The sequence below is a fragment of the Catenulispora yoronensis genome (assembly GCF_039531695.1).
GTDB classification, from domain to species: domain Bacteria; phylum Actinomycetota; class Actinomycetes; order Streptomycetales; family Catenulisporaceae; genus Catenulispora; species Catenulispora yoronensis.
Genome location: NZ_BAAAQN010000015.1, coordinates 85,761 through 102,223 on the forward strand (window position 1 = coordinate 85,761; position 16,463 = coordinate 102,223).

General features: G+C 72.0%; 12 protein-coding genes and 2 pseudogenes. 10 read left to right on the top strand and 4 right to left on the bottom strand.

Annotated features, from left to right (window positions below):
- Positions 1 to 203: 203 nt before the first annotated feature.
- The 3 genes from ABD481_RS15220 to ABD481_RS15230 form a co-directional block, all read right to left on the bottom strand.
- On the bottom strand, positions 204 to 1,127 hold the full coding sequence (locus ABD481_RS15220) for an SDR family NAD(P)-dependent oxidoreductase (RefSeq protein WP_344666290.1): 924 nt from the start codon (positions 1,125 to 1,127) through the stop codon (positions 204 to 206).
- Positions 1,124 to 2,674 (bottom strand): flavin-containing monooxygenase, encoded by a 1,551-nt coding sequence (locus tag ABD481_RS15225; RefSeq protein WP_344666291.1) that lies wholly within the window; start codon positions 2,672 to 2,674, stop codon positions 1,124 to 1,126. Before ABD481_RS15225 ends, ABD481_RS15220 begins: the two co-directional genes overlap by 4 nt.
- A gap of 290 nt (positions 2,675 to 2,964) precedes the next feature.
- Positions 2,965 to 4,269 (bottom strand): NADH-quinone oxidoreductase subunit D, encoded by a 1,305-nt coding sequence (locus tag ABD481_RS15230; protein ID WP_344666292.1) that lies wholly within the window; start codon positions 4,267 to 4,269, stop codon positions 2,965 to 2,967.
- 117 nt (positions 4,270 to 4,386) lie between these two features.
- Here ABD481_RS15230 and ABD481_RS15235 point away from each other — a divergent pair, with 117 nt between their 5' ends.
- The 10 genes and pseudogenes from ABD481_RS15235 to ABD481_RS15275 all read left to right on the top strand — a co-directional run bounded on the left by ABD481_RS15235 (position 4,387) and on the right by ABD481_RS15275 (position 14,065).
- On the top strand, positions 4,387 to 5,205 hold the full coding sequence (locus tag ABD481_RS15235) for an IclR family transcriptional regulator (RefSeq protein WP_344666293.1): 819 nt from the start codon (positions 4,387 to 4,389) through the stop codon (positions 5,203 to 5,205).
- A 135-nt stretch (positions 5,206 to 5,340) separates the two neighbouring features.
- Positions 5,341 to 6,801 carry an aldehyde dehydrogenase family protein gene (locus ABD481_RS15240; protein ID WP_344666294.1) on the top strand — a complete coding sequence of 487 codons (1,461 nt, stop codon included), beginning with the start codon at positions 5,341 to 5,343 and terminating at the stop codon, positions 6,799 to 6,801.
- A 53-nt stretch (positions 6,802 to 6,854) separates the two neighbouring features.
- A complete protein-coding gene (locus ABD481_RS15245) occupies positions 6,855 to 7,613 on the top strand; it encodes a CoA transferase subunit A (RefSeq protein ID WP_344666295.1) in 759 nt (252 codons plus the stop codon).
- Positions 7,613 to 8,353 (top strand): 3-oxoacid CoA-transferase subunit B, encoded by a 741-nt coding sequence (locus ABD481_RS15250; RefSeq protein WP_344666296.1) that lies wholly within the window; start codon positions 7,613 to 7,615, stop codon positions 8,351 to 8,353. Before ABD481_RS15245 ends, ABD481_RS15250 begins: the two co-directional genes overlap by 1 nt.
- Positions 8,353 to 9,135: a protocatechuate 3,4-dioxygenase subunit beta gene (gene pcaH / locus ABD481_RS15255; protein ID WP_344666297.1), complete on the top strand. Its 783-nt coding sequence runs from the start codon at positions 8,353 to 8,355 to the stop codon at positions 9,133 to 9,135. Before ABD481_RS15250 ends, pcaH begins: the two co-directional genes overlap by 1 nt.
- Complete coding sequence (locus ABD481_RS15260; RefSeq protein ID WP_344666298.1) at positions 9,132 to 9,659, top strand: peptidase associated/transthyretin-like domain-containing protein; 528 nt, start codon at positions 9,132 to 9,134, stop codon at positions 9,657 to 9,659. The genes pcaH and ABD481_RS15260 overlap by 4 nt, the downstream gene beginning before the upstream one ends.
- A gap of 148 nt (positions 9,660 to 9,807) precedes the next feature.
- Positions 9,808 to 10,260: pseudogene (locus ABD481_RS47370) on the top strand (lyase family protein); the annotation flags it as partial.
- A 504-nt stretch (positions 10,261 to 10,764) separates the two neighbouring features.
- Positions 10,765 to 11,445, top strand: a pseudogene (locus ABD481_RS47375) (lyase family protein); the annotation flags it as partial.
- Complete coding sequence (gene pcaDC / locus ABD481_RS15270; protein WP_344666300.1) at positions 11,442 to 12,575, top strand: bifunctional 3-oxoadipate enol-lactonase/4-carboxymuconolactone decarboxylase PcaDC; 1,134 nt, start codon at positions 11,442 to 11,444, stop codon at positions 12,573 to 12,575. The pseudogene ABD481_RS47375 and the gene pcaDC, both read left to right, overlap by 4 nt.
- A gap of 308 nt (positions 12,576 to 12,883) precedes the next feature.
- Complete coding sequence (locus ABD481_RS15275) at positions 12,884 to 14,065, top strand: 4-hydroxybenzoate 3-monooxygenase (RefSeq protein ID WP_344666361.1); 1,182 nt, start codon at positions 12,884 to 12,886, stop codon at positions 14,063 to 14,065.
- A gap of 44 nt (positions 14,066 to 14,109) precedes the next feature.
- On the opposite strand, the gene ABD481_RS15280 is transcribed toward ABD481_RS15275, so the two are convergent.
- On the bottom strand, positions 14,110 to 16,401 hold the full coding sequence (locus ABD481_RS15280) for a protein kinase domain-containing protein (protein WP_344666301.1): 2,292 nt from the start codon (positions 16,399 to 16,401) through the stop codon (positions 14,110 to 14,112).
- Between the last annotated feature and the right edge of the window lie 62 nt (positions 16,402 to 16,463).

Sequence of the window (16,463 nt, forward strand, 5' to 3'; positions counted from 1 at the left end):
CGAACTCGTCCTTATTAGGCACCGGTTCGGCACCGGTTCATGAGGCACTGGACTCCTGGCGCCGGCGGTTCGAAGCTCTAAGTAAACCCCCAGCCGAGGAGTCCCGCATGTTCCCCATGGGCCTGGTCATCCTCATCGCCTGCATCATCGCCGTCGCCCTCGCATTCCTGCTGCTCATCGACGCCCGATCGGACCGCTGACCGTCAGCGCCGCCGACCGGACCGTGGGTTGAGGCGCTCGAACTGCTCCCAATAGGTCGTCGGGAACAGGCGGGCCAGTACGTCCGGAATGCGCGCCGACATGGCGATCAGCACCCGGCCCCGGCGCCGCCGCACACCCTCGATGATCTGCCCGGCGGCCCGGTCGGCCGGGTACGTCAGCACCTTGTTGAAGGCCCGCATCGCCTTCGCGCTCTGCTCCTGATCCGCGGCCGCGGCCACGCGCGCGTCCAGCGCGATGCGGGTCTTGATGCCGCCCGGATGCACGCTCGTGACGCCGACCTCGCCGGCCAGCTCGTGCCGCAGCGCCTCGGTGAAGCCGCGGATCGCGAACTTGCTGGCGGAGTAGGCCGTCTGTCCGGGCGGCGCGATGAGGCCGAACAGGCTGGAGAGGTTCACGATGTGGCTGCCCGCCGACGCCCGCAGCCGGGGCAGCAGGGCTCGCGTCAAGGCGACCGGCGCGGCGAAGTTGATGGCCAGCACCCAGTCGAACTCCTCGGCCGAGGTCTCCTCGAACGTCCCGGCGAGCGCCACCCCCGCGTTGTTGATCAGCAGGTTGAGGACCGGCTCGGCGTCCAGGATGTCCGCCGCGAGACGGCGCACGGCGTCGGGATCGGCGAGGTCCGCGACGAAGGTCCGGACCCGGGTCTCGGGACGGCGCCGCGCCACCGCTTCGCTCACCGCCGCCAGCCGCTCGGCGTCGCGGTCGACGAGCACGAGGTGGGTGCCGCGCAGGGCCAGGCCGTAGGCGAGCTGCTCGCCCATGCCGCCGGCGGCGCCGGTCACGACCGCCACCGCGCCGTTGAAGCGGAAGGGTGGGAGGTGTGCGGGTCGCGCCAGTTGCTGCGGGAGTTTCTCTTCCGCACCCGCCGGGTCCCCGGCTCCTTCTGCCGAATCGGTTCCGCTCACGACCGCGCTCCCGTCTTCGCTGCTTCACGCCGCGCCGGACGCAGCGTCTTGTCGAGGTCGGTCCGCATCGTCGTCGCGGCGTCGACGATGTAGTTCTGCCGGACCCGCCAAGGGCTGCGGTGCCCGGCGCGCGGGAACTCCTGGATCGAGCGTTGGATGTAGCCGGAGTTCAGGTCGAGCAGCGGCCGCTCGCGCAGCGTGCCGTCGGGGACCGGCACCACCGCCGGGTAGCCGCGCGCGGCCATGTGGTTCAGCACCTTGCACACCAGCCGGGAGGTCAGGTCGCCGCGCAGCGTCCACGAGGCGTTGGTGTAGCCGATGCACACTGCGAAGTTCGGGATGCCGGTGACCATCGCGCCGCGCCACACGAACTGCTCGGACAGCGGCACCTCCTCGCCGTCGACGCGCGGGGCGATGCCGCCGAAGGCCAGCAGGCGCAGGCCGGTCGCCGTCACGACCACGTCGGCCTCCAGCACCTTCCCCGACGTCAGGAGGATGCCCTCGGGCACGAACCGCTCGATGTGGTCGGTCACGACGTCGGCCTTGCCGCCGCGGATGGCGCGGAAGAAGTCGGCGTCGGGCGCCGCGCACAGCCGCTGCTCCCAGGGGTTGTAGCTCGGGGTGAAGTGCTCCCGCACCAGCTGCTCGTCCTTGAGGAAGCGGGTGGCGAGCTTCGTGAACAGGCGGCGCGCGGCCTCGGGCCGGCGGCGGCAGAACTGGTAGACGCCGATGGTGAAGGCGATGTTCTTGGCCCGGATGACACGATGCGCGACCTTCGGCGGCAGCACCGCGCGCAGCCGGTCGGCGATCTTGTCGCGGCCGGGCACCGGGCTGATCCAGGTCGGGGAGCGCTGGAGCATGGTGACGTGCGCGGCGTCGCGGGCCAGCGAGGGCACCAGCGTGACAGCTGTGGCGCCGCTGCCGATGACGACGACGCGGCGGTCGGCGTAGTCCAGGTCCTCGGGCCAGAACTGCGGGTGCACGACGGTGCCGCCGAAGTCGGCGAGGCCGGGGAAGTCGGGTGTGTAGCCGGCCTCGTAGTCGTAGTAGCCGGCGCAGGAGTAGAGGAAGTCGCAGGTCAGGGTGCGGCGTTGGACGGTGCGGCGCGCGCCGTCCGCAGCCGGGGTGGTCTGCTCGACCTGCTCGACCTGCTCGACCTGCTCGACCTGCTCGACCTGCTCGACCTGCTCGACCGTGACCGTCCACCGCGCCTGTTCGCTCGACCAGTCGGCTCCGACCACCCGCGTCCCGAACCGGATCTTGTCCTCGATCCGGTACTGCTTCGCGGTGTCGCGGATGTAGTCGCGGATGGTGTCGCCGTCCGCGATGGCTTTGGGCGCGCGCCACGGCCGGAACGGGTACCCGAGCGTGAACATGTCGGAATCCGACCGCACGCCCGGGTAGCGGAACAGGTCCCACGTCCCGCCGATCGCGTCCCGGGCCTCCAGGATCACGTAGCTCCGCTCCGGACACTCGGTCTGCAACCGGTATCCGGCGCCGATCCCGGACAGCCCGGCGCCGACCACGACCACGTCGAAGTGCTCCATACCGCCAGTCTGGCCGAAAGAACTTTACGCGACAAGACTCGATGTAAAGAAGATTCGAGCGAGTCGCCCTTCGCTATCCGAGGTGCCGTCCGTGCAGATGGTGCTTCCGGATGTGCGCGATGGTCCGGTGCCGCCGTACTTTCCCGTGGCGTCGCCGCGTTTTCTGCCTCTGGTTCACGGGTGTCCCCTTTCGCAGAGTTCGAGTGACTCGAACTTAGTCACGGAACGTGGGCAGTCAAGAGCACCGCGCTTCCAGGACACCGCGAACCATCGCCGAACCGCTTCCGCCGCTACCGGTCCGCTCCTCCCAGCACCGGGTCCAGCGAGGCCAGCACCGCCACCACGTCCGCCAGCATTCCGCCCTCGGCCATCACCGGCACCGCCTGCAAATGCGTGAACGACGGATCCCGCAGGTGCACCCGGAACGGCCGGGTCCCGCCGTCGCTCACCACGTGCGCCCCCAGCTCCCCGCGCGGCGACTCAACGCACGAATACACCTGTCCGGCGGGCACCGCGAAGCCCTCCGTCACCAGCTTGAAGTGGTAAATCAGCGCCTCCATGGACTGCGCCATGATGTGCCGGACCCACTCCTCGGAGTTGCCGAGCCCGTCGCTCGCGCCGGCCGCGCCGTTCCCGCCGCCCAGCGCCAGGCGCGCGGGCCAGGCGATCTTCGGGTCGTCGACCATGACCGGCCCCGGCTCCAGCCGGTCCAGGCACTGCTCGACGATCCGCAGCGATTCGGCCATCTCGGCGAGCCGGACCAGGTAGCGGCTGTACGCGTCGCAGCCATCAGCGGTCGGCACCTCGAAGTCGTACGTCTCATAGCCCAGATACGGCTCGGCCCGGCGCAGGTCGTGCGGCAGCCCGGTGGCGCGCAGCACCGGGCCGGTCATGCCCAGCGCCATGCAGCCGGCCAGATCGAGGTGGCCGACCCCCTTGGTCCGGGCCAGGAACACGGGGTTGGCGTTCAGCAGCCGCTCGTAATCCCGCAGCCGCTTCGGGAACTCGCGAATGAGGTCCCGGACAGCGGCGATCGTGCCCTCCGGCAGGTCCTGCGCCAGTCCGCCGGGGCGGATGTAGGCGTGGTTCATCCGGTTCCCGGTGACCGCCTCCAGGATGTCGAGCACCGGCTCGCGGTCGCGGAAGGCGTTGGTCATCACGGTCAGCGCGCCGAGTTCCATCCCGCCGGTGCCGATGGCGACCAGGTGGGAGGAGATCCGGTTCAACTCCATCAGCAGGACCCTGATGACGGTGGCGCGCGGCGGCACGTCGTCCTGAATGCCGAGCAGCGCCTCCACCGCGCGGCAGTACACGGTCTCGTTGAACAGCGGCATCAGGTAGTCGGCCCGCGTGAGGAACGTGACGGCCTGCGTCCAGTTCCGGTACTCCAGGTTCTTCTCGATCCCGGTGTGCAGGTAGCCGATCCCGCACCGCGCCTCGACGACCGTCTCGCCCTCGATCTCCAGGATCAGCCGCAGCACCCCGTGCGTGCTGGGGTGCTGCGGCCCCATGTTGACGATCAGCCGGTCCTCGCCGTCGGCGCCGGCCCCGGACCGGCGCTCGGCCTGGCGCAGCAATTCGTCCCAGTCGTACACATGGCGCTTTTCTCCCGATTGCCGGGAACGAAACGGACAGATCCCCTGAATGCCGAAGCGCCACCCGTGCCCGACCCCGGGCTGCCCGTCCCCGGCCCTCGCGGCTAGCGTGGCCGTATGAGCACGTCAGAAGACCGGGCGCCCGGCGGCTTCTCGCAGTCCCTGGAACGCGGCCTGCTGATCCTCTCGGCCTTCACCGAGCACCGCCCCGTCCTCGGGATCGCGGACCTGGCCCGCGCCGCCGGCCTCACCAAGAGCACGGCGCACCGCTACGTCGCCACCCTGGCCAAGCTCGGCTACGTGCTCCAGGACCCGGACACGCGCAAGTACTCGCTCGGTCCGCGCGTCATCGACCTGGGCTTCGCCGCGCTGAACTCGATGGAGATCACCCGCATCGCCGCGCAGCCGCTCCAGGCGCTGTCCGACGAGACCGGCTACCCGGCGAGCATGGCGGTCCTGGACGGCGCGGACGTCGTCTACGTCGACCGCCGCCGCTCCCGCCGCGCCACCGGCTTCCCGATGGACATCACCCTGCACGTCGGCTCGCGCCTGCCGGCCTACTGCACGTCGATGGGCAAGGTCCTGCTCGCCGACCAGGACCCCGAGCAGCTCGCCGCGCTGCTGGACCGCTCCGACCTGAGCCGCCGCGGCCCGAAGACCATCACCGGCCGCGAGCAGCTGCTGGCCGTGCTGGACCGGGTCCGGGCGAACGGCATCGCGGTCAACGACGAGGAACTCGCCCCGGGCCTGCGCTCGGTGGCCGCGCCGGTCCGGGACCGGTCCGGCGCGGTGGTGGCCGCCGTGAACCTCGCGGTGCACCTCACCACCTGGAACGCGCCGGTGGAGACGGTCGTGGTGCGGCTGGAGGGCCCGCTGCGCGCCACGGCCGCCGAGATCTCGGCCCGGCTCGGGTGGCGCCCCGAACCGGGCCGGTAGCCGCCGCTGCGGCGTCCCGTCGGGCGTCCCACTCTTTCGAAGACCGTTCGAACATTCGGAACACTTCGTTGAATCCGGCACCACCTCGGCCTAGCGTCTGATCCACTCCGGGCCGGCCAGTGGAAGGAAGACGACGTGTTGCTTGACGAGACCATTTGGCGGGACAAGGTCTTCCTCGGCGGGGCCTGGACGGCCGGCGGCGGGGGCACGATCGACGTGGTCGAGCCGGCCACCGGCACCGTCCTCGGCGCGGTCGGACGCGCCTCGGCCGCCGACGTCGCGAGCGCCGCCGAGTCCGCCGCGCAGGCCCAGAAGCAGTGGGCTGCGACGCCCCACACCCAGCGCGCCGCCGTGCTGCGCAAGGCCGCGCAGCTGTGGAGCGAACACGCCGCGGAGATCGCGGACTGGAACATCCGCGAGGTCGGCGCGATCCGGGGCATGGCCGAGTTCGCCCTCCACACCGCCGAGCAGGAGTGCTATGAGGCCTCTGCTTTGCCCAGCCGCCCATACGGAGAACTCCTGCCTAGCGAGGAGCCCCGTCTTTCGCTGGCGCGGCGCATGCCGGTCGGGGTCGTGGGCGTCATCTCCCCCTTCAACGTGCCCATCATCCTGGGGATCCGCGCGGTGGCCCCGGCGTTGGCGCTCGGGAACGCCGTGATCCTGAAGCCGGATCCGCGCACGGCCGTCACCGGCGGCGTCACCATCGCGCGTATATTCGAGGAAGCTGGACTGCCGCCGGGGGTCCTGCACGTACTACCCGGCGGCGCCGATGTCGGCGAGGCGCTGGTCGAACACCCGGCCGTGCGCGTGATCGCCTTCACCGGTTCCACGGCGGCCGGCCGCCGCGTCGCCGAGCTGGCCGGCCGCCATCTCAAGCGCGCGCACCTGGAGCTCGGCGGCAACTCGGCGCTGATCGTGCTCGACGACGCCGATCTGGACGCGGCCGTGAACCTGGCCTCCTTCGGCTCGTTCTTCCACCAGGGCCAGATCTGCATGACCACCGGCCGGCACGTGGTGCACGAGCGCCTCTACGACGACTACGTCGAGCGCCTGGCCGCCAAGGCCGCGGCGCTGCCGGTCGGCGACCCGGCGCGCGAGCCGGTGATGCTGGGCCCGCTGATCGACGCCGGGCAGCGCGACAAGGTGCACGGCCTGGTCACGGCGAGCGCCGCGGCCGGCGCGAAGGCGGTGGCCGGCGGGACCTATCGCGACCTGTTCTACGCGGCGACGGTGCTGGCCGACGTGCCGGCCGACGCTCCGGCATTCGCCGAGGAGGTGTTCGGCCCGGTGGCGCCGGTGGCGCGGTTCTCAGCCCCCGAGGACGCGGTGCGGCTGGCGACGGCCGGGGGCTACGGCCTGTCGCTGGGGATCGTCACGCGGGACGTGATGCGCGGGCTCGCGGTGGCCGATCTGGTGCCGACCGGGATCGTGCACATCAACGACCAGACCGTCAGCGACGAGGCGAACAGCCCGTTCGGCGGGGTCGGGGCGTCCGGGACCGGAGGCCGGGCCGGCGGGGCGGCGGCGAACGTGGAGGCGTTCACCGAGACGCGTTGGGTGACGGTGCGGGGGCAGGCGCCGACGTATCCGTTCTGAGCGGCGGATCCGTTCTGAACGACAAGCCAGGAACACCGAGGACGACGAGGAACATGGACAAGGTCTACCCGGACGCCCGGTCGGCGGTCGCCGACATCGCGGACGGCAGCACGCTGGCCGTCGGCGGCTTCGGCCTGGCCGGCATCCCCGAGACGCTGATCAAGGCGGTGCACGAGCAGGGCGCACGCGATCTGCACGTCGTGTCCAACAACTGCGGCGACGCGCACGGCGGTGGCCTGGGGATCCTGCTGGCGGCCGGGCGCGTGCGCCGCGTCACCGGCTCCTACATCGGCGAGAACAAGGAGTTCGCCCGGCAGTACCTGGCCGGAGAGCTGGAGGTCGAGCTGATCCCGCAGGGCACGCTGGCCGAGCGGCTGCGCGCCGGCGGCAGCGGAATCCCGGCGTTCTTCACCCCGGCCGGCGTCGGGACCCAGGTCGCCGAGGGCGGTCTGCCATGGCGGTATTCGAGCACCGAGCCGGGCGCGGTGGCGGTGGCGTCACCCCCGAAGGAGACGCGGGAGTTCGACGGCCGCGAATACGTGCTCGAACACTCGATCGTCGCGGACTTCGGCCTGGTCCGGGCCCACCGCGCGGACCGCCACGGCAACCTGGTCTTCAGCAAGTCGGCACGGAACTTCAACCCACTGGCCGCGATGGCCGGGCGGATCGGGATCGCCGAGGTCGAGGAGCTGGTGACGGAGCTGGACCCGGACGAGGTGCACCTGCCGGGGGTGTTCGTGCAGCGGGTCGTGGTGCTCACCGCGGAACAGCGGGGCGACAAGCGGATCGAGAAGCGGACGGTGCGGATCTGATGGCGTGGGACCGGAACGCGATGGCGGCGCGCGCCGCGCGGGAGCTGCGGGACGGGACGTATGTGAACCTGGGGATCGGGCTGCCGACGCTGATCCCCTCGTTCCTGCCGCCCGGGGTGAACGTGGTGCTGCACTCGGAGAACGGGATCCTGGGCGTCGGGCCGTATCCGGACCCTGACGAGGTCGACCCGGACCTGATCAACGCGGGCAAGGAGACGGTGACGGTGCTGCCGGGGGCGGCGTTCTTCGACTCGGCGCTGTCCTTCGGCATGATCCGCGGCGGCAAGATCGACACCGCGGTGCTGGGGGCGATGCAGGTGTCGGAGCGCGGGGACCTGGCGAACTGGGCGGTGCCCGGGAAGCTGGTGCGCGGCATGGGCGGGGCGATGGACCTGGTGCACGGGGCGCGGCGGGTGGTCGTGGTGATGGAGCACGTGGCGCGGGACGGGGCGGCGAAGCTGGTGCCGGAGTGCACGATGCCGCTGACCGGGCGAGGCTGTGTGGACCGGGTGATCACCGATCTGGGGGTGCTGGACGTGGCGGAGGACGGACTGGTGCTGGTCGAGACGGCGCCGGGGGTCCGGGTCGAGGACGTGGTGGCGCGGACGGCGGCGGCGGTGCGGGTGGCGGTGGTGGGGTCGGTGGCGGGGTCGGCCGGTTCGGGGGCGGGGTCGGTCGACTCGGGGGCGGGGTCAGCCAGTTCGGTGGCGGGTTCGGTGCTCGACGCGAGGAGCGTGTGATGGCGGTGGCGGATCAGGCGGTGGCGGATCAGGCGTCGACCGATGGCGAGATCGCCGAGTGGCGGCTGCGCTACGAGAAGCACCTCGCCGACGGCGGCGCCCCTTCGGCGCACCCCGACCGCGCCTACGCGGCCTACCACAGCACCGCGCTGCGGCACCCGCTCCAGCCGCTGGTCTCCGTCGCCGACCCGGAGGCGCTGGAGCTGAGCGGGCCGGTGTTCGGCGTCACCGACGTCGTCGAGCTGGACCGGGACCTGACCCGGCAGCACGTCGGCGAGCCGCTCGGGGAGCGGATCACGGTGTCGGGGCGGGTGCTGGACCGCGACGGCCGGCCGGTGCGGGGGCAGCTGGTGGAGATCTGGCAGGCCAACGCCTCGGGCCGGTACGCGCACCAGCGGGACCAGCATCCGGCACCCCTGGACCCGAACTTCTCGGGCGTCGGCCGCTGCCTGACCGACGATCAGGGTGCTTATTCGTTCACGACGATCAAGCCCGGCGCGTATCCGTGGCGGAACCACACGAACGCGTGGCGTCCCGCGCACATCCACTTCTCGCTGTTCGGCGAGGCCTTCGCCCAGCGGCTCGTGACGCAGATGTACTTCCCCGGCGATCCGTTGTTCCCCTACGACCCGATCCTCCAGTCGGTGACGGACGACGCCGCGCGGGCCCGGCTGGTGGCGGCGTACGTCCACGAGCTGTCGCAGCCGGAGTTCTCGCTGGGCTATCGGTGGGACATCGTGCTGGACGGTCCGGGCGCGACGTGGATGGAGGAAGGCCGATGACCGCTCCGACTCCCTCGCAGACGGTCGGGCCGTTCTACGGCTACGCGCTGCCGTTCCCCGGCGGTGGGGACGTCGTACCGGCCGGCCATCCCGACGCGGTGGCGATCCACGGCGTGGTCCGCGACGGCGCGGGCGCCCCGATCCCGGACGCGCTGTTGGAGTTCTGGACTGGCGACGGCGCCCCGGGCTCGCTGCGCCGCGACCCGACGTCGGACCGGCTCCTGGGCCGCGACGGCGTGACGCTGACCGGCTTCGGGCGGGTGCCGACCGACGCCGACGGCTCGTTCGCGGTGCGGGTCGCCCGGCCGGAGCGCTACGTTTCGGTCTGCGTGTTCGCGCGCGGCCTGCTGCACCACCTGTACACCCGCGTCTACCTGGACCCCGCCGCCGCCGAGGCCGACTTCGGCTCGCTGCCCGCCGCGCGGCGTGCGACTCTGGTCGCGACCGCGGAGCGGGAGGGCGTGTGGCGCTTCGACGTGCACCTTCAGGGGGCCGAGGAGACGGTGTTCCTTGAGTTCCGCTGACGACGGCTTCGGCTTCGGCGCTGGTGACGGGGTCGGTTACGGCGCCGCGACCGGTTCCAGCGCCGGTGCCGACTACGGTCTGCTGTCGCCGATCTGGGCCGGCCGCCCGGTGGCCACGGTGACCGGCGACGCGGCCCTGGTCGACGCCATGATCGAGGCCGAGCTGGCCCTGGCGCGGGCCCAAGGCGTGCGCATCACGCCGCCGCTGGCGGACGCCGCCACGCTGGCCGCCCGCGCCCGGGCCGGCGGCAACCCGGTCACCCCGCTGCTCACCGCCCTGGCCGATCCCCGCCTCCACAACGGCGCCACCAGCCAGGACATCCTCGACACCGCCCTCATGCTCACCGCCCGCCGCGCCCTCACCCTGGCCGCCCTCGACCTCGACACCGCCATCGCCGCCGCCACCCGCCTGGCCGCCACCCACCGCGACACCCCCATGGCCGCCCGCACCCTGACCCAACAGGCGGTCCCGACCACCTTCGGCCTCAAAGCCGCGGGCTGGCGCCACCTGCTGCTCACCGCCCGCCAAGCCCTGACCGCCACCGCCCAATCCCTCCCGGCCCAGCTCGGCGGCGCCGCGGGCACCCTCGCGAGCTTCGTGGCTCAGGCCGAGGACGATGTGCCGTACGCTCCGCACAACGCTCCGCACAACGGTTCGCCCGAGCGGACGAACGACGCGGCCGAGACTTCGAGTGGGAGTGCCAGCGGGAGTGCGGCCGAGGACAGCGACTCCAGCTCCGACTCCGACCTCAGCTCCGACTCCAGCTTCGACACCGGCACCGGCACCAGCTCCGGCTCCAGCGCTGGCTTCGGCTCTGGCCAGTCAACCGAGGTCGGCACGCCCAAACGTTGCGCTGCTTTCGGCTCCCGGCACGCTGATCCCGCGTCCGAGCAGTCGGCGGACACCGAGCCCGAGCGTCCCCTGGTCCTCAGCTCCGGTCGGCAGTCCGATCTCATCATCGAGCTGCTCATCGACACCGGACACGGGCCGACCGGCGAGGGCCTTCCCAGTCCGAGCACTGCGCCGCTGCCCGGAACCGGCATCCACTCCGGTACCGAGCTCCTCACCGACTCGGCGGCCCGGCCGGGCGTTGAGTCCGGGCAGGGCGACCGGGCCGCGGTCGTCCAGTCCCCCGCCGACGCCGCGCTCGCCCTCGTCGGCCGCTATGCGCGGATCCTCGGCCTCGCCGAGCCGTTGTTGCCGTGGCACGTTCTGCGGGTGCCGATCGCCGACCTGGCGTCGAGCCTGGCGCTGGCATCGGGCGCGCTGGGCAAGATCGCGGCGGATGTGCTGGTGCTGGCCCGGAGCGAGATCGGTGAGGTTGCCGAGGGCGTCGGGGGTGTGTCGTCGACCATGCCGCACAAGGCGAATCCGGTGCGTGCCGTGATGATCGCCGGCGCTGCGCGGCAGGTGCCGGCGCTGGCCTCGATCCTGTTCGGGTCGGTGGCGGCCGAGGACGAGCGGCCGGCCGGGGCCTGGCATGCCGAGTGGCAGCCGTTGCGGGAGGCGTTGCGGCTGGTCGGGGGCTCGGCCGCGACGGTCGCCGAGCTGCTCTCGGAACTGCGTGTGGACCCGGAGCGGATGGCCGCCAACCTCGCCGCGCTCGATCTCGCCGAAGCCCGGAAGTTCGCGAACCGCGACGTCACTGATCCCCGCGACTATCTCGGCGCTGCCCCCGCGCTCGTCGATCGCGCGCTGAACCGCACCCTGAGCCGCGCACCGGATCGCGCACCGGACCGTGGACCGGATCGCTCACCGGACCGCACACCAAGAGAGAATCCATGAAGCTCCACCACCGGCTCGACGGACCGGCCGCCGGCAGGCCGCTGATCCTCGGACCGTCGATCGGCACGTCGCTGCGCCTCTGGGAGCCGCAGCTCGACGCCCTCGCGCGCCGTCATCGTGTCCTGCGATTCGACCTTCCCGGCCACGGCGGCTCCCCGGCCGGCGTCGACGCCCGCACCACCGCCGACCTGGCCGGGCACGTCCTCGCCTTCGCCGACGCGCAGGGCTGGCCGACGTTCGCCTACGCGGGCGTGTCGCTCGGCGGCGCGATCGGCGCCCGCATCGCCGTCGACCACCCCGAGCGCGTGACGCGCCTGGCGCTGCTGGCCTCCTCCGCCGACTTCGGCGGCAGCCGGCCCTGGTTGGAGCGCGCCGCGCTGGTCCGCGCCGAGGGCACCGCGCCGCTGCTGACCACCAGCCCGGGACGTTGGTTCGCCGACCCCGCGACCGGCGACACCACGCTCGGCCGCGCCCTGCTCAGCGACCTCGCGGCGGCCGACGCGGAGGGCTACGCCCGGTGCTGCGAAGCCGTCGCGGAGCACGACATCACCGTCGAGCTGGGCCGGATCCAGGCCCCGACTCTGGTCGTGCAGGGTCGTCAGGATCCTGCCACACCCCCGCCGCACGGCCGCGCGCTCGCCGACGGCATTCCAGGAGCTGCGCTTCTCGAATTGCCGGGCGCCGCGCACCTGCCGGGCGTCGAGGAGTCGGCCGCCGTGACCGAGGCGCTGCTGCGGCACTTTGAGGGCGACCGACGCGAATCAGGGCTCGAGGTGCGGCGCGCGGTGCTCGGCGCCGCGCACGTCGACCGCGCCGTCGCCGCCACCACCGCGTTCACCACCGACTTCCAGGACTTCATCACCCGCTACGCCTGGGGCGAGATCTGGACCCGTCCCGGCCTGGACCGGCGTCTCCGGTCGGCCGTCACGCTCACCGCGCTGGTGGCCGGCGGCCATGAGAGGGAACTCGCCTTGCATGTCCGCGCCGCCTTGACGAACGGGCTGACGCGCGAGGAAATCGAGGAAGTCCTGCTCCAGACCGCTGTCTATTGCGGCGTTCCGGCGGCCAACAGCGCGTTCGCCGTCGCGCAGGAGATCTTGAACAGCAGCGATGAGGAAGCCCCAGCATGACAGACCCCTCACTCTCTTCGGGCATCGGCGGCGCTCCGGGCGTGAGTACGGCCGCTGATCCGGGCACGACGGCGACGACCACGACCACGACCACAGCCACGGCGTCGGCGTCGGCATCGGCATCGGCATCGGCGACGACCACGACCACGGCTCAGCCCGCGGTCACGGGCACCGCCCCGCCCGCCGTCACCCAGATCCCGGCCCAGGTTCCCGGACCCGAGTCCGCGCCGCAGCCCACGTCCCGGGTCGTCTCGCAGCCCACATCCCGGCCGACGCCGCAGCCCGCGTCCCCGTCCACGCCCGCCGCCGTGCCCCTCCGCACCAGCGTCGGCATCGTCGGCGCCGGTCCGGCCGGGCTGCTGCTGGCCCAGCTCCTGCACCGCGCGGGCGTGGACGCCGTGGTGCTGGAGGCCCGCAACCGCGACTACGTCGAGCACCGGCAGCGGGCCGGACTGCTGGAGCAGGGCACCGTCGACGTGCTGCGCTCGGCCGGCGCGGCCGCGCGCCTGGACCGCGAAGGTCTTGTGCACGAAGGCATAGAGCTGCGCTTCGACCGCCGCTCGCACCGCGTCGACTTCCCGTCGCTGGCCGACGGCCGCCGGGTCACGGTCTACGCGCAGACCGAGATCGTCAAGGATCTGATAGCGCTGCGGCTGGAGGCGGGCGCGCCGCTGCTGTTCGAGGCGGTGGCACAGGAGATCGTCGACATCGACACCGAGCGGCCGGTGATCCGCTACTTCCACGACGACGCCGAGCGGACGCTGGAGTGCGATTTCGTCGTGGCCTGCGACGGCTTCCACGGCATCGGGCGGCAGACCGTCCCGGAGGACGCGCTCACGACGTACTCGCGCGAGTATCCGTTCGCCTGGCTCGGGATCCTGGCCGACGTGCCGCCGTCCTGCGAGGAGTTGATCTACGCCCGGCACGAGCGCGGGTTCGCCCTGCACAGCATGCGCTCGGAGCATGTCAGCAGGCTGTATCTCCAGGTGGCGCCGGACGACCGGGTCGAGAACTGGCCCGACGAGCGGATCTGGGAGGAGCTGGAGCTGCGGTTCGCCGTCCGCGGTGATTGGAAGCTGCACCGGGGGCCGATCACGGAGAAGGGCATCACGCCGATGCGCGGCTTCGTCGCCGAGCCGATGCGGCACGGACGGCTGTTCCTGGCCGGCGACGCGGCGCACATCGTGCCGCCGACGGGCGCGAAGGGGCTGAACCTGGCCGCTGCCGACGTAACGCTGCTGGCTCGGGCGCTCGGTGATTGGTATGCGCACGCTGACGAGGCGGGGCTCGACGCCTACTCGGAGCGGGCGCTGAGGCGGGTGTGGCGGGCGCAGCATTTCTCGAACTGGATGACGACGATGCTGCACCCGGATCCGCGCGAGGACGCGTTCAGCGCGCGGCTGCACCTCGCGCAGCTGGAGTACGTGGCGGCGTCGGTCGCGGGGTCGACCATGTTGGCTGAGAACTACACGGGTTTGCCGATGGAGTGATGGAGTTATGGAGTGATGCCACCGTTGATGTCGAACGCTGACGGTCAGCAGGCCGGACCCAGCGTGGTGCCGCTCTTGAAGTTGTCGAGCGACTGCCAATACGGAGTGTCGGTGCCGTCGATGCGGCCGTAGACCCAGACATTGCCGTAGCCATTGGTGACGTGGCACCAGATGTACATGTGCTGCCCGGTGGTGAACTTGCCGGTCGCGGCGCAGGAGGCGTAGGGGCCGGAACGCATGTTGAAGCTGCCGGTGGCGGCGTAGCCGTTGCCGTCGTCGGCGACGACGTGGGTGATGTGCCAGCCGGTGCAGCTCATGTTCTTGGAACTGGTCGACGTGGACGGCGGCTTGGCCGGCGCGGTGCTCGGCGGAGGCGCGGTGGTGGCGCCGGGGGCGGAGGCGGTACCGCTGGGCTTGGTGGTCGGCGCCTTCGTGGTGCTGCCGGGCGAGGAGGACGCGGGATGTTGGGCGGTGGTGCCGGGAGCCGAGGCGGTGGCGGTAGCGCTGCCGGCGGCGGTCGGGGCAATGCTGCCGGGCTGGTTGACGCCGACAGCTGGCGACGACGAATCGCCCGCGGCGGGCATGGGACCGCCCGCAGAGACATCCTGACCGACGGGGCGCGAGGAACCGTCGGTGGGATCGGTGGTGTCGGTGGCCCCGCCACCAGGGCCGATGGCGGCGCCGGAGCGTGGAGTCGTGGACGCGGCGGTGGGCGACGACGAGCCCTGCGACAGCGCGATCGCGCCGATGGCGACCGCGAGGGCGGCGGCCGCGCTGGCGCCGATGATGAGGGGACGGCGGCGGTTGTGCGGGGCGGGAGGTTCGGGGGCGATGGGTTGTGGAGGGCGCGAGAGTTCGAGGGGCGGGGCTTCGAAACCGGAGGCCGAGCGAGTCGGGGTCGCAGACGGATAGGTGGGCGCCGGACCTGATATGACCGGACCAGCAGCCACCGGACCAGTAGCAACCGAGCCATCCAGTCCAGAACCAGCAGCCACCGGACCAGCGGCAGCATGGCCACCATTTGCCGAACCGGCCAATCCAGAGCCAGCAATAGCCGAGCCAACCGGCGCCGGGCTATTAGCCGCAAGGCCAACCGGCACCGGCCCACTAGTCGCAGGGCCACCTGCGGCCGAGCCAGCAGCCGCAGGGTCAACCGGCACCGCCCCTGTCCGCACTGGACCAGGCGCAGCAGAGCCAGCAGCCGCCGGACCCGCAGTGGCCGGACCCGTAGTAGCCGGACCGCCAGTTGCCGAGGAGCCAACCAGTCCGGAACCAGCAGTCCCGGAGTCAACCGGCGCCAGGCCCTCATCCCCCCGCACCGTAACCTCCCCAGGTCCCGAATCCTCCACCGTCCCATTCGGCCCCGCAGCCGCCACCACCCCCGGCGCCCCAGCGAACGCCGGCCCCGCTCCCTGCGTCTGCGCGCGATGGGTCGGGTCGTCGCTGGTCAGCGGTGGCATCGTGATCACCGTGCCCGACACTCGCACGCCTGCGCCGACCAGTGCTCGTAGCTCCGCGGCCATCGCGGAGGCGCTGTCGGGGCGCTCGGTCGGGGGTTTCGCGAGTGCGCGGGTCACGATTTGGGCGAGTTCTGGGAGGTCGGGGCAGTCCAGGGGTGGTGGGGGTGTGTTCACTATGCGGAACATCAGGGCCGAGAGGTGGGCGCCGCCGTCGTCGCCGTAGAACGGTGGCCGGCCGGTGAGGAGGTGGTAGAGGGTCGAGCCCAGGGAGTAGACGTCGGACAGGGCGGTCGCGTCGGCGCCTTCCAGGACCTCCGGGGCGGCGTGGTGGGGGGTGAAGGCGCGGAACATGGTCACCACGGTCGCGGATTCGGGGACCACCGCCACGCCGAAGTCGGCGAGGGCCGGTTCGCCGAAGCGGGAGACCAGGATGTTGTTCGGTTTCACGTCGCGGTGGACCATGCCCAGGGCGTGGGCGTCGGACAGGGCGCCGGCGATCTTGGCGCCGATCGCCGCTACCTCGGGGGCGGGGAGGGGGCCGGTGGCGGTGAGGCGGTCCTGGAGCGAGCCCTGTTCGAACAGGTCCATGGCCAGGTACGGGTGGCCGCCGGCGGTGGTGCCCGCGTCGAGGGCGGTGACGACGTGCGGGTGGCCGGTCAGGCGCCCGGTCAGGCGGGCCTCGCGCAGGAAGCGGCGGCGGGCCGACTCGTCGAAGTCGCCGCGCAGGACCTTGACGGCGACGTCGCGGTCGAAGGCCTGTTGGCGGGCCCGGTAGACGATGCCGGAGCCGCCCATGCCGATCTGTGTCAGGTCGCTGTAGCCGGGTATCGACTCGGTCGGTTCGTTGGTTGCGCGGTCCGCTGCGCCGTCCGTCACGCTGAACTCCCACCCGCTGCCAGACAAAACTTCCCCGGGAGTCTAGTACTCCGGCTGAAAAG